This window comes from Pseudomonas sp. 300, assembly GCF_055803035.1.
In genome coordinates, this window is record NZ_JAVLRV010000002.1 from 3,393,542 (window position 1) to 3,407,283 (window position 13,742).

The window sequence follows — 13,742 nt, forward strand, 5'->3', positions numbered from 1 at the left end:
CAAGCCCGCTCCCACAGGATTTGCGCTAACCCTGTGGGAGCGGGCTCGCCCGCGAAGGGGGCGAATCGGTATTAAGTACGGTATTCGGCGTTGATCTTCACGTATTCGTGGGACAGGTCGGTGGTCCAGATGGTTTCGCTGCAGTCGCCGCGACCCAGTTCGATACGGATGGTGATCTCTTCCTGCTGCATCACTGCTGCGCCCTGAGCTTCGGTGTAAGTCGCAGCGCGCGCGCCACGGCTGGCGATGCAGACTTCGCCGAGGAACACGTCGATCTTGCTCACGTCCAGGTTTGGTACGCCGGCACGGCCAACGGCAGCCAGAATACGGCCCCAGTTCGGGTCGGAGGCGAACAGCGCGGTCTTGATCAGCGGCGAGTGCGCCACGGTGTAGCCGACGTCCAGGCATTCCTGGTGATTGCCGCCGCCGTTGACTTCAACGGTGACGAACTTGGTCGCGCCTTCGCCGTCGCGAACGATGGCCTGGGCCACGTCCATGCACACTTCGAACACAGCCTGCTTCAGCTTGGCGAACAACTCACCGCTCGCTGAGGTGATTTCCGGCAGCGCAGCCTGACCGGTGGCGATCAGCATGCAGCAATCGTTGGTCGAGGTGTCGCCGTCGATGGTGATGCGGTTGAACGACTTGTTGGCGCCGTCCAGCAACAGGTTTTGCAACACGTCGCGGGAGACTTTGGCGTCAGTGGCGATGTAGCCGAGCATGGTGGCCATGTTCGGACGGATCATGCCCGCGCCTTTGCTGATCCCGGTAACAGTGATGGTCACGCCGTCATGCTGAAACTGGCGGCTGGCGCCCTTCGGCAACGTGTCGGTAGTCATGATGCCGGTGGCGGCCGCTTCCCAGTTGTTCACCGACAGGTCGTCGAGCGCTGCTTGCAGCGCACCTTCGATCTTTTCGACCGGCAGCGGTTCGCCGATCACGCCCGTGGAGTACGGCAGCACCAGGCTGGCATCGACGCCGGTCAGCTCAGCCAGTTTCGCGCAGGTGCGCTCGGCGGCGGCCAGGCCAGGTTCGCCAGTGCCGGCGTTGGCGTTGCCAGTGTTGGTCAGCAGGTAACGCACCGGGCCTTGCACGCGCTGCTTGGCCAGGATCACCGGAGCGGCGCAAAAGGCGTTGAGGGTAAACACGCCCGCCACGGTGGAACCTTCAGCGCAGCGCATGACCACGACATCCTTGCGCCCCGGGCGCTTGATGCCGGCCGAGGCGATACCGAGTTCAAAACCGGCAACCGGGTGCAACGTTGGCAAAGGACCAAGACCAACAGCCATGAATGCGCTCCTTAATAAATGATGTCAGCACCGCTTTCAGGAAGAACGGTGGTGTAAATGGCAAAACGCCGCGACGGCTGATGCCGGTCGCGGCGCGGGTATTTCAGCGTATGAAACGGGTTTTACTGGATCTGCCCGTGGCAATGCTTGAATTTCTTGCCCGAACCGCAATAGCACAGCTCGTTACGGCCCAGCTTCTGCTCGTTGCGAACCGGTGCGGTCGCGAGGGCCACATCGACTTCTTCACCGAGCAGTTCGGGTTGCTCGAGACCCGGTGCTTCGTCGTGCTGGAACTGCATGCGCGCTGCCAGTGCTTCGGCTTCCTGGCGCAGGCGTTGCTCTTCTTCGATCGGATCTTCGCGGCGAACCTGGACGTGCGACAGCACACGGATAGAGTCGCGCTTGATCGAATCCAGCAGCTCGGAGAACAGCGTGAACGACTCGCGCTTGTACTCTTGCTTCGGGTTCTTCTGCGCATAGCCACGCAAGTGGATGCCGTGACGCAGGTGGTCCATGGTCGACAGGTGGTCTTTCCACAGGTCATCCAGCACACGCAGCACGATTTGCTTCTCGAAGGTGCGCAGCGCATCGGCGCCCGCCTGGTCTTCTTTTTCGTTGTACGCCGCAATCAACTCCTGCATCAGTTTCTCGCGCAGGGTCTCTTCGTACAGGTGATCGTCTTCGTCGAGCCATTGCTGGATCGGCAGCGCCACACCGAAGTCGCTCTGCAACGCCGCTTCCAGACCGGCCACGTCCCACTGCTCAGGCAGCGATTGCGGTGGAATGTGTGCGCTGACTGTCGCGTTGAGTACGTCCTGACGGAAGTCGGCGATGGTTTCACCGATGTTGTCGGCGGCCAGCAACGTGTTGCGCATGTGATAGATCACTTTACGCTGTTCGTTGTTGACGTCGTCGAACTCGAGCAGTTGCTTGCGGATGTCGAAGTTGCGGCCTTCAACCTTGCGCTGAGCCTTCTCGATGGCGTTGGTCACCATGCGGTGCTCGATCGCTTCACCGGACTGCATGCCCAATGCTTTCATGAAGTTCTTCACCCGGTCAGAGGCGAAGATGCGCATCAGGCTGTCTTCCAGCGACAGGTAGAAACGGCTGGAACCGGCGTCACCCTGACGACCGGCACGACCACGCAACTGGTTGTCGATACGGCGCGATTCATGACGTTCGGACGCAATCACCTGCAAACCGCCCGACTCGAGCACTTGCTGGTGACGTTTCTGCCAGTCGGCCTTGATCTGGGCAATCTGCTCCGGCGTCGGGTCTTCCAGAGACGCGACTTCCACTTCCCAGTTACCGCCCAACAGGATGTCGGTACCACGACCGGCCATGTTGGTGGCGATGGTCAGCGCACCCGGACGACCGGCCTGGGCAATGATCTCGGCTTCTTTTTCGTGGAACTTGGCGTTCAGGACCTTGTGCTCGATACCTTCCTTCTGCAGCAGCGCAGACATGTGTTCGGAAGTTTCGATGGTCGCAGTACCCACCAGTACCGGACGGCCCTGAGTCATGCATTCCTTGATGTCGTTGATGATCGCCGCGTATTTCTCGTCGGCAGTCAGGAACACCAGGTCGTTGTAGTCTTTACGCGCCAAAGGCTTGTTCGGCGGGATGACCATGACCTGCAGGCCGTAGATCTGATGGAATTCGAACGCTTCGGTGTCTGCGGTACCGGTCATGCCGGACAGCTTGTTGTACAGACGGAAGTAGTTCTGGAACGTGGTCGACGCCAATGTCTGGCTTTCGGCCTGAATGTTCAGGTTTTCCTTGGCTTCGATAGCCTGGTGCAGACCTTCGGACAAACGGCGACCCGGCATGGTACGACCGGTGTGTTCGTCGACCAGGACAACCTGACCGTCCTGCACGATGTATTCAACGTTGCGGTTGAACAGCTTGTGCGCACGCAGGCCGGCATAAACGTGGGTCAGCAAGCCCAGGTTGTGCGCCGAATACAGGCTCTCGCCTTCAGCCAGCAGGCCGACGCGGGTCAACATGTCTTCGATGAACTGGTGACCGGCTTCGTTGAGCTCGACCTGACGGGTCTTCTCGTCGACGGTGTAATGGCCAGCCTTGGTGACTTCGCCTTCGACTTCTTCGACATGCAATTCAAGCTGCGGGATCAGTTTGTTGATCTCGATGTACAGCTTCGAGCTGTCCTCGGCCTGACCGGAAATGATCAGCGGGGTACGGGCTTCGTCGATGAGGATGGAGTCGACTTCGTCGATCACGGCAAAGTTGAGTTCGCGCTGGAATTTTTCTTCCATGCTGAACGCCATGTTGTCGCGCAGGTAGTCGAAACCGAATTCGTTGTTGGTGCCGTAGGTAATGTCGGCGGCGTAGGCCAGACGTTTCTCTTCCGGCGGCTGGAATGGCGTAACCACACCGACCGTCATGCCGAGGAATTCGTAGAGCGGACGCATCCAGTTGGCGTCACGGCGGGCCAGGTAATCGTTCACGGTAACCACGTGCACGCCTTTGCCGGACAACGCGTTGAGGTAAACACCCAGTGTGGCCACCAGGGTCTTGCCTTCACCGGTACGCATTTCCGCGATCATGCCTTCATGCAAGGTCATGCCGCCGATCAGCTGGACATCGAAGTGGCGCATACCCATGACGCGCTTGCCGGCTTCCCGGGCGACCGCAAAGGCTTCCGGCAGCAGCTTGTCGAGGGTTTCCCCTTTGGCGATGCGGGCCTTGAACTCATCTGTCTTGGCACGCAATTGATCGTCCGAAAGGGCCACCATTTGCTCTTCGAAGGCATTGACGAGTTGCACCGTCTTGAGCATGCGTTTGACTTCACGCTCGTTCTTGCTTCCAAAAAGTTTCTTTAACAAAGGCGCAAACATATCGGCAGGATCTTCCACACTAAAGGGATGGAGGGCGGCCCCGTGAGTCGCCCGTGCAGCCCTCATGGCCGCATGCGAACGAGCATTCTACCCGGAAACGATGGTGAGGAAAGTGGCGTTATTCCACGATGCATGCACTGCGCTGTAACGGGGCTCACTTAAAATAAGGGCTTTTTGCTGAACTTCAAGCCAGTTACAGCAGAAGTTACTTGTTGATTTAATGGGTAAAGCGCGCGCAAAGCAATGGGTCGGGTGCATCCGGTGCTTTCTGCTACCATGGCGGCTCTGTTACTTCAGGTGTCTGATCATGGCATTTCGCCCTCTTACGGCCAGAGCACCCGCCGTTCTGCTTCGCGAAGCCAAACCGCTGAAAGCCATTTTTGGCCACGCTCAACGCCTGGGTCATTTACAACGTCTGCTCGAAAGCCAATTGCAGCCCGCCGCCCGCGAGCATTGCCATGTGGCGTCGTGGCGCGAAGGCAGTCTGTTGCTGATTGTCACTGACGGTCATTGGGCAACTCGCCTGCGCTATCAACAGAAGCGTCTGCAACGGCAGTTGCAGATGTTTGATGAGTTCGCCAGCCTGACCCGGATTCTGTTCAAGGTACAACCACCGACCGTTCAGCAAGGGGCGGCAGGGCATACCATCAGTTTGTCCAGCGATGCCGGCGCGACCATTCAGGCAACGGCTGAGGGGATCAGTGATCCGAATCTGCGGGCGGCGCTGGAGCGACTGGCGGCTCACGCCAAACCAAAAGACTGACATCTAACCCATGTGGGAGCGAGCAGGCTCGCTCCCACATTTGACCGTGCCCGCTTGCTAGCGGCGTTTGCTACCGCCGAGCAGCGAACCCATCAACCCCCGCACCAACTGCCGCCCCAACTGATTGGCCGCCTGTCGCATCGCCGATTTCAACGCCTGCCCCGCCGCCGTGCCGAGGAATTCCCCGGCCTTGTCGGTGAAGCTCGGTTCCTCTGGTGCAGGTTTGCCCGGCGCCGGTTCGGCTTCTGGCGCCAAGCCTTTGCGTCCCATCAGCACTTCATAGGCCGATTCGCGGTCCACCGGTTTGTCATACCGCCCTTTGAACGGCGAGCCGGCGATCAGCACGGTGCGCTCGGTTTCACTCAGCGGTCCGATCCGCGATTGCGGCGGCGCGACCAATACGCGCTGGACCATTTCCGGCGTGCCCTTGTCCTGCAACGTGCCGACCAGCGCCTCGCCAATCCCCAGTTCGGTCAACACCGACAAGGTGTCGAACGCCGGGTTTGGCCGGAAACCATCGGCCACCGCACGCAGGGATTTCTGCTCCTTGGCGGTGAACGCACGCAAGCCATGCTGGATGCGCAGGCCGAGCTGCGCCAGCACGTCATCCGGCAAATCGCCCGGCGATTGGGTGACGAAATACACGCCCACGCCTTTCGAGCGAATCAACCGCACGACTTGCTCCAGTCGCTCCTGCAACGCCTTCGGCGTATCGGCGAACAACAAATGCGCTTCGTCGAAAAACAGCGCCAGCAGCGGTTTGTCGGCATCGCCGCGCTCCGGCAGTTGCTCGAACAGTTCAGCCAGCAGCCACAGCAGGAACGTCGCATAGACTTTCGGCGCCTCATGCACCAGACGACTGGCATCGAGCAAGTGAATGCGCCCACGCCCCTCGGCGGTGGGTTGCAGAATGTCTTCGAGTTGCAGCGCGGGCTCGCCGAACAAGGCTTCAGCGCCTTGTTGCTCCAGGGTCGCCAATCGACGCAACAGGGCCTGGCTGGAACCCGTGGTCATCAACGCGGCGTCATCGCCCAGCGATTCGGGGTGGTCACGCAGGTGATTGAGCAGCGCCTTCAGATCCTTCAAGTCCAGCAGCAACAGGCCTTCGCGGTCCGCGACTTTGAACGCGGCATACAGCGCCGATTGCTGGCTGTCGGTCAACTCCAGCAGGGCGCCAATCAACAGCGGCCCCATTTCGCTCAAGGTTGTACGCAATGGATGACCGGACTGACCTTGTATGTCCCACAAGGTGACCGGGTACGCCTGCGGCGTGTGATTCAGCCAGGGCATCCCGGCGATACGCTCGGCAATTTTGCCTTGAGGGTTGCCGGCCGCCCCAAGACCACACAGGTCACCTTTGATATCCGCCGCAAACACGGCCACGCCAGCATCACTGAACGCTTCGGCCAGTTTTTGCAGGGTGACGGTCTTGCCGGTCCCCGTTGCGCCCGCGACCAGTCCATGACGATTCGCCAGACGCATGGCCTGGGCGATCGGTTGCCCCGCGAGATCGGCACCGATAACAAGTTGAGAGGAATCAGGCATTTGGTCACCTTTGGTTAATCTTTGATCCTGCGCGGCCGATACAAAAGACTGAAAAGCCTCGGTAATCCCCCTAAGGAGAGGACGGAAATATCAGCTTGTTTTCATGACCGCCCACAGTGCGCTTCTTTATAAAAGCACGCCCTGGGCATTAAGACCTTAGCGGAACCCCAAGCCATGAACAAAAACCTGCGCTTCAGCCATAAAATCCTGCTTGCCGCCGCCCTCATCGTCATTGCCGCGTTCGCCTCGTTCACGCTGTACAACGACTATCTGCAGCGCAACGCCATTCGCAAGGACCTGGACAACTATCTGCAAGAAATGGGCAGTGTGACGGCCAACAATATTCAGACCTGGCTGACCGGCCGCAGTCTGCTGATCGAAAACCTCTCACAGAACGTCGCGCTGAACGCTGAAATCGGCAACGTCTCCAAGTTGCTGGAGCAGAAGGCGATGGCGTCGACGTTCATGGGCGTTTATCTGGGCAACAAGGATGGCACCTTCATCATTCGCCCGGACAGCAAAATGCCGGACGGTTATGACCCGCGCGCCCGCCCTTGGTACAAAAGTGCCCAAAGCACCAGCGGCTCGGCACTGACCGAACCCTACATCGATCTGGCGTCTGGCCAACTGGTCATTTCCATCGTCAACAGCGTGCTCAAGGACGGTCAAAATATCGGTGTGGTCGGTGGTGACCTGAGTCTGCAAGTGATCGCCGACAGCCTGAATGCGCTGGACTTCGATGGCATGGGCTATGCGTTTCTGGTCAGCGCCGACGGCAAGATCCTGGCGCACCCGGACAAAGCGCTGGTGATGAAGTCCCTGACCGAGGCGTATCCGAAAAACACGCCACGTATCAGCAGCGACTTCAGTGAAGTCGAAGCCGATGGCAAAACCCGCATCGTCACCTTCACCCCCATCAAAGGCCTGTCTTCCGTCAACTGGTACATCGGTCTGTCGGTGGATAAAGACAAAGCCTTCGCGAAGCTCAGCGAATTCCGCGCCTCGGCGGTCGTTGCGACCGTCATTGCGGTCGCGATCATCATCGCCTTGCTGGGCATGTTGATCCGCATCCTGATCCAGCCGCTGCATGTCATGACCCGCGCCATGGCCGATATCGTCGATGGTGAGGGCGACCTGACCAAACGCCTGACTATCCAGAACAACGATGAATTCGGTTTGCTCGGCACCGCGTTCAACCGTTTCGTGGAGCGCATCCACACCTCGATCCGCGAAGTGTCTTCGGCTACCGGCCAGGTCAACGAAGTGGCGCTGCGCGTAGTCGCCGCGTCCAACTCGTCGATGTACAACTCCGACCAGCAAGCTTCGCGCACCAGCAGCGTCGCCGCCGCCATCAATCAGCTCGGTGCCGCTGCGCAGGAAATCGCGCGCAACGCCGCCCAGGCGTCGAGTCAGGCCAGCGATGCCCGCAGTCTCGCCGAAGACGGCCAACAAGTGGTGGATCGCAGCATTGTCGCGATGAACCAACTGTCGAGCATGCTCAGCGCTTCGAGTACCAACATCGAATCGCTGAACAGCAAAACCGTGAACATCGGGCAGATTCTCGAAGTGATCACCAGCATTTCCCAGCAAACCAACCTGCTGGCGCTCAACGCCGCGATCGAAGCGGCCCGTGCCGGTGAAGCCGGGCGTGGTTTTGCCGTGGTGGCGGATGAGGTGCGCAATCTGGCGCACCGCACGCAGGAATCGGCGCAGCAGGTGCAGACCATGATCGAGGAGCTGCAAGTCGGCGCCCGCGAATCCGTCAGCACCATGAGCGACAGCCAGCGCCACAGTCAGGACAGCGTGGAAATCGCCAACCTAGCGGGCGAACGCCTGAACAGCGTGACGTTGCGTATTGGCGAGATTGACGGGATGAACCAGTCCGTGGCGACGGCGACCGAGGAACAGACGGCGGTGGTCGAGTCGATCAATGTCGACATCACCGAGATCAATACGCTGAACCAGGAAGGCGTGGAAAACCTGCAATCGACGTTGCGGGCGTGTTCGGACCTGGAACAGCAGGCGGCACGTCTCAAGCAGTTGGTAGGCAGTTTCAGGATTTAAGTCGCTCTTGCGGGCGCCTTCGCGGGCAAGCCCGCTCCCACAGTGATCTCAGTCGTACACATAACTAGTGTCCACCAAAAATCATTGTGGGAGCGGGCTTGCCCGCGATGGCGGCCTGTAACACACCGCAAAAACCTCGCCGACATCCCCGCCACAAAACCCCAACCGAACATCTATCCTTCATAAAGGTCAACCGAGGGAGCGCCACGGGACCGGAGGGATGTTCATCGTGCATATCGCTGACATAACCATGTTCTACGCCCCTGCCAGCGGTGGCGTGCGCACGTATCTGGATGCAAAACACCGTCGCCTGGGCGTCAAGCCCGGCATTCGCCACAGCCTGTTGATTCCCGGTTCCAACCTGACTGAACAGGATGGCGTTTACACGGTTCCGGCCCCCGCCCTGCCCTTCGGCAAGGGTTATCGTTTCCCTCTCCGTCTCGCTCCTTGGCGAAATGTCCTGCAGGATTTGCAGCCCGATCTGATCGAAGTCGGCGACCCGTACCTCACAGCCTGGGCGGCACTGGATGCCCGGCGCCAACTCGATGTACCCGTGATCGGCTTCTATCACTCGGACTTGCCGCTGCTGGTGAGCAATCGCATGGGCAATTGGGTCACAGCCAACGTCGAAGCGTATGTCAAAAAGCTCTACGGCAACTTCGACCGGGTCTTGGCGCCGAGCCGGATCATGGCCGACAAACTGATCAGCCTCGGGGTGAAGAACGTTTTCGTACAACCCCTGGGGGTCGACCTGCACACCTTCCATCCCGATGCCCGAGACCCGGGCCTGCGCGCAGAATTGGGCATCGATGAAAATACCCATCTGATGATTTTTGCCGGGCGCGGCTCCAAGGAAAAAAACCTGCCGGTGTTGCTCGACTGCATGAAGCGCCTGGGCCGCCGCTATCACTTGCTGCTGGTGGGTTCTTCGATGCCGGCGGTGGTGCCGGAAAACGTGACGGTGGTCGATGAGTTCTGTCCGGCGACACAAGTCGCAAGACTGATGGCCAGTGCCGATGCGCTGCTGCATGCCGGCGATCAGGAAACATTTGGCCTGGTGATCCTCGAAGCCATGGCGTGCAGCATTCCGGTGGTGGCCGTGGCGGCCGGGGCCTTTGAGGAACTCATCAACAGGGAATGCGGACTGCTTTGCACGCCGAACGACCCGGCGGCGATGGCCAATGCGGTACGGGAACTGTTCAGTTCGGGCAGTGCCGCGTTGGGCCAACAGGCGCGCCTCCATGTCGAACGGCATTACTCGTGGGACACGGTAGTCAACAGCCTGTTGGGCCATTATCACGCCGTCCTCGGCAGCCAATGGCCGCTGGCCTCCAATGGTTGAGCCCATGACCGCGCCCAGCCTGTTACTCGTGCTGCATGACGTCGCGCCGCACACCTGGGCCGATTACCAACCTTTTGTCGAAGCCGTCGACGCCTTGGGCGAGGTGCCGATGACCTGGCTGGTGGTGCCGGACTTCCACAGACACAACGATCTGGAGGCACACCCGGGGTTCCGCCGCGTGCTGACCAACCGTGTCGCCCGAGGTGACGAACTGGCGCTGCACGGCTATTTTCATTGTGATGATGAGTCGCCGCCCATCACGCCACGAGACTGGTTCATGCGCCGCATTTATACCCACGAAGGCGAGTTCTACGCACTGTCCCAGGACGCTGCGCTCGCGCGCCTGCGAGCAGGTATCGAGCTGTTCCGTCGCTACAACTGGCCGCTCGAAGGTTTCGTCGCCCCGGCATGGCTGATGAGCCAAGGTACGCGCCAGGCCTTGCGCCAGTTACCCCTGAGTTACACCAGCGATCCACAACATCTGTTTCATCTACCGGATTTCACCCCGGTCGATACGCCGGGACTGGTCTGGAGTGCGCGCAGTGCATGGCGACGAGGGTTGTCCAAGCTCGTCAGCGATCAGCGCGAACAACGTTGGCGCCAGGCACCGGTGATTCGTCTAGGCGTGCACCCCGTGGACATGCAACATCGGTTCGCGCGTGATTACTGGCTGCAAACCCTCAAGCGATTGCTCGACGAAGGCCGCGTGCCGATGACCAAGGCTCGTTGGCTGGCGCTGCACGGCGACCGTGTCGGTCGCGCCGCATGAGCCGGGGGATTCTGCTGTTTGTTGCGCTGCTCGCGGCGGTGCTGATTCCGCTGCTGCTTGGCGGCAACCAGACCTGGTCGAGGTTGCAAAGCTTTCCATTGAGCTGGTTGCTGATCATGTTCGGCATGATCCTGCTGTGCTGGGTGGTGAACACGATGCGCTTGCGCCTGTTGCTGGGTGATCAGCGCGACAAGGTCAGCCCGGTCAAAAGCCTCGGCGTGGTGATGGCCGCCGAGTTCGCCTACTGCGCCACACCGGGTGGCAGTGGCGGACCGCTCACCATCATGGCGCTGCTGGCGCGCAACGGGGTGCGGCCGGCACGGGGCAGCGCGGTTTTCGCCATGGATCAACTCAGCGACCTGCTGTTCTTTCTCTGCGCGTTAAGCGGGATTCTGATTTATGCGTTGTTCCAGCACCTCAGCGAACGCATGGAGTGGTTGCTGACGGTCAGCGCCATTTCGATGTTTGGCGGGCTGCTCAGTTGCGTGGTGATCGCGCGCTACCATAGGTCGTTGATTCGCCTGAGCGGGCGCCTGCTCGTGCGCCTGAATGTCAAAGGCAGCACGCGAATGCGCTGGGCGCGAAAACTCCTGCATTTTCTGGCGGCGTTCACTGACACGCTGAAGTTGCCCGTTCAGACGTTGATCAAGGTGTTTGCCCTGACCTGCGTGCATTGGCTCCTGCGCTACAGCGTGTTGTATCTGGCGTTACGCGGGCTCGGTGCGGATTTGCAGTGGGCGTGGAGCTTTCTGATCCAGATGCTTTCGCTGAGCGCGGGTCAATTCAGCCTGTTGCCGGGCGGCGCAGGGGCTGCGGAATTGACCTCGGCCGCGCTGCTGGCACCCATGGTGGGGAAATCCACGGCGGCCGCGGCGATTCTGATTTGGCGGGCGGTGACGTATTACTTTTATCTGGTGGTTGGGGGGCCGGTGTTTTTGTTGATGCTTGGGCGGCCGTTGTTGAAGAAGTTGATGAGGTTTGGGCAGGCTTAGCGCTTACTTAGGGCGTCTGCCAACAATCCACTGTGGGAGCTGGCTTGCCAGCGATGGGGGGCCAGACAGCGCGTTCATTCAGACAGCACGCATTATCGTTAACGTCCATCGCTGGCAAGCCAGCTCCCACAGGGAATGCGTACGCTTGAAGAAACGGGCCGCCTCGCGGCGCCGTTACGGTAGCCGTTACCGCAAAACCGGATATGTACACAATCAAAGCAGCCAGGCGCCAGACCTCAAGACCGCTTCGCCGGCAAGCTGGCTCCTGCAAGGTCAATATCAGGTTTGGGATTCAATGCCTCCCACAACTCCACCGCCCCCGGAAACTCCGTGCCATCTTCAGGGCTCAAGTCATCCGGGTCATAGCGGCTCAAACACCCCTCCCCCAATGTAGCGGGGGCTTTGGAGGTGGCTTTGTCCAGTGGATCGGCCATGGTCATGTCCTCAGTGCAGAAACGGCGAAGGGCCTGAGCGATTGAACGCCCAGGCCCTTCGAATTTCAACCGTGCCGTATGGGTATCAGAACACCACGGTCTTGTTGCCATGCACCAGCACCCGGTCTTCCAGGTGATAACGCAGACCACGGGCCAGCACCATTTTCTCGACGTCACGGCCGAAACGCACCATGTCTTCGATGCTGTCGCTATGGCTGACACGCACCACGTCTTGCTCGATGATCGGGCCGGCATCCAGTTCTTCGGTGACATAGTGGCACGTCGCACCGATCAACTTCACCCCACGCATGGAAGCCTGGTGATACGGCTTGGCCCCGACGAACGACGGCAGGAAGCTGTGGTGAATGTTGATGACCTTGTGCGCATATTCGCTGCACAACTCGGGCGGCAGGATTTGCATGTAACGGGCAAGTACTACCACTTCGGCATCGTGCTGTTTGACCAGGCGCGAGACTTCGGCGAACGCCGGCTCTTTGTCCTGCGGATTGACCGGCACGTGGTAGTACGGAATGCCGTGCCACTCGACCATGCTGCGCAAATCATCATGGTTGGAAATCACACAGGAAATTTCGCAATCCAGTTCATCGCTGTGCCAGCGGTGCAGCAAGTCAGCCAGGCAATGTGACTCGCGACTGGCCATCAACACCACGCGCTTTTTCTGCGCGGTATCGGTAATGCGCCAGTTCATCGAGAACTCTTCGGCAATCGGCGCGAACGCTTCGCGGAAAGCCTCGATACCGAAAGGCAGAGAATCGGCCCGAATTTCGTGACGCATGAAGAACCAGCCACTGAGATTATCCGAGTGATGGCTCGCTTCAGTGATCCAGCCGTTATGTGACGCCAGAAAGTTACTGACTTTAGCAACGATGCCGACGCGGTCCGGGCAAGCAATCACCAGCCGAAAAGTGCGCATGAGGGGGAAACTCCAGAACTTCGCAAAGGCCGCCATTCTAGCGATTGCGCGAAAAAACTGCAGTATAGATGACACCTTGCGTTGTGCGAGGACGTCAGGCACAAGCGTTGAAAGCCCCGTTCACCCGCGCAATGGTGTTCTTGTTGCCAATCTTCAAGTGCTCAATTGTGAATATCTGTGATACCTGGGTCACACTATTTAACTGCACATCCAGCCTGTGCCCTATTCACGACAACTAATTTAAATAAACTCCGGTTTAAATGTTTACTTGATGAAACACCCTGACTATTATTGCCGCACTGTCCCCTGCCATCCAGCGTCTAACATAAGGTAGTCCCCATGTCCTTGATCAACGAATATCGCGCCACCGAAGAAGCTATCAAAGAGCTGCAAGCCCGTTTGAAGAACCTGTCCCAAGACGACAAACTGCAAACCGAGCTGGAATTCGAAGGCAAACTGCGCACCCTGATGGGCGAATACTCCAAGTCCCTGCGTGACATCATTGCGCTGTTGGATCCAGAATCCAAAACCAAAGCACCACGCGGCGGCGCAGTAAAAACTACTGGCACCAAGCGTGCTCGCAAAGTTAAACAATACAAAAACCCGCACAACGGCGAAGTCATCGAAACCAAAGGTGGCAACCACAAAACTCTGAAAGAGTGGAAAGCCAAGTGGGGCGGTGACGTGGTTGAAGGCTGGGCTACCCTGCTGGGCTAAGCCGCAAGCTTGTCGCAGAGCAATCCGCGACAGAA

General features: G+C 59.3%; 11 protein-coding genes. 6 read left to right on the forward strand and 5 right to left on the reverse strand.

Translation table 11 applies throughout. The features are described from left to right. Window positions 1-71: 71 nt before the first annotated feature. Both argJ and secA read right to left on the reverse strand, forming a co-directional pair. Window positions 72-1,289: a bifunctional glutamate N-acetyltransferase/amino-acid acetyltransferase ArgJ gene (gene argJ / locus Q7W83_RS22090; protein ID WP_150633213.1), complete on the reverse strand. Its 1,218-nt coding sequence runs from the start codon at window positions 1,287-1,289 to the stop codon at window positions 72-74. Window positions 1,290-1,411: 122 nt separating this feature from the next. Then, window positions 1,412-4,147, reverse strand: coding sequence for a preprotein translocase subunit SecA (secA, locus tag Q7W83_RS22095; RefSeq protein ID WP_150633214.1), 2,736 nt, complete (start codon window positions 4,145-4,147; stop codon window positions 1,412-1,414). A gap of 307 nt (window positions 4,148-4,454) precedes the next feature. On the opposite strand from secA, the gene Q7W83_RS22100 reads away from it, so the two are divergent. Further along, window positions 4,455-4,910, forward strand: a complete 456-nt coding sequence (locus tag Q7W83_RS22100) for a DUF721 domain-containing protein (protein WP_017340487.1) — start codon at window positions 4,455-4,457, stop codon at window positions 4,908-4,910. 57 nt (window positions 4,911-4,967) lie between these two features. Here the strand turns inward: Q7W83_RS22100 and Q7W83_RS22105 are convergent, their stop codons facing one another. Then, window positions 4,968-6,455, reverse strand: a complete 1,488-nt coding sequence (locus Q7W83_RS22105) for a helicase HerA-like domain-containing protein (RefSeq protein ID WP_150633215.1) — start codon at window positions 6,453-6,455, stop codon at window positions 4,968-4,970. Between the two features lie 174 nt (window positions 6,456-6,629). Here Q7W83_RS22105 and Q7W83_RS22110 point away from each other — a divergent pair, with 174 nt between their 5' ends. The 4 genes from Q7W83_RS22110 (at window position 6,630) to Q7W83_RS22125 (ending at window position 11,622) form a co-directional block, all read left to right on the forward strand. Next, complete coding sequence (locus Q7W83_RS22110) at window positions 6,630-8,519, forward strand: methyl-accepting chemotaxis protein (RefSeq protein ID WP_473656988.1); 1,890 nt, start codon at window positions 6,630-6,632, stop codon at window positions 8,517-8,519. A gap of 220 nt (window positions 8,520-8,739) precedes the next feature. Further along, window positions 8,740-9,861 (forward strand): glycosyltransferase family 4 protein, encoded by a 1,122-nt coding sequence (locus tag Q7W83_RS22115; protein WP_473656990.1) that lies wholly within the window; start codon window positions 8,740-8,742, stop codon window positions 9,859-9,861. Further along, window positions 9,854-10,630, forward strand: coding sequence for a DUF2334 domain-containing protein (locus Q7W83_RS22120; protein ID WP_150639436.1), 777 nt, complete (start codon window positions 9,854-9,856; stop codon window positions 10,628-10,630). The genes Q7W83_RS22115 and Q7W83_RS22120 overlap by 8 nt, the downstream gene beginning before the upstream one ends. After that, window positions 10,627-11,622 carry a lysylphosphatidylglycerol synthase transmembrane domain-containing protein gene (locus Q7W83_RS22125; RefSeq protein ID WP_150654090.1) on the forward strand — a complete coding sequence of 332 codons (996 nt, stop codon included), beginning with the start codon at window positions 10,627-10,629 and terminating at the stop codon, window positions 11,620-11,622. The genes Q7W83_RS22120 and Q7W83_RS22125 overlap by 4 nt, the downstream gene beginning before the upstream one ends. A gap of 236 nt (window positions 11,623-11,858) precedes the next feature. On the opposite strand, the gene Q7W83_RS22130 is transcribed toward Q7W83_RS22125, so the two are convergent. Together Q7W83_RS22130 and purU are read right to left on the reverse strand one after the other, a co-directional pair. Continuing rightward, on the reverse strand, window positions 11,859-12,056 hold the full coding sequence (locus Q7W83_RS22130) for a hypothetical protein (protein ID WP_150639438.1): 198 nt from the start codon (window positions 12,054-12,056) through the stop codon (window positions 11,859-11,861). 85 nt (window positions 12,057-12,141) lie between these two features. Beyond that, window positions 12,142-12,990 (reverse strand): formyltetrahydrofolate deformylase, encoded by an 849-nt coding sequence (purU, locus tag Q7W83_RS22135; RefSeq protein WP_008031689.1) that lies wholly within the window; start codon window positions 12,988-12,990, stop codon window positions 12,142-12,144. A 339-nt stretch (window positions 12,991-13,329) separates the two neighbouring features. Between purU and mvaT the strand changes: the two genes are divergently transcribed. Continuing rightward, the gene (gene mvaT, locus Q7W83_RS22140) at window positions 13,330-13,707 is read left to right on the forward strand and encodes a histone-like nucleoid-structuring protein MvaT (RefSeq protein WP_007933316.1); all 378 of its coding nucleotides are present in this window, start codon (window positions 13,330-13,332) and stop codon (window positions 13,705-13,707) included. The last annotated feature ends 35 nt before the right edge of the window (window positions 13,708-13,742 follow it).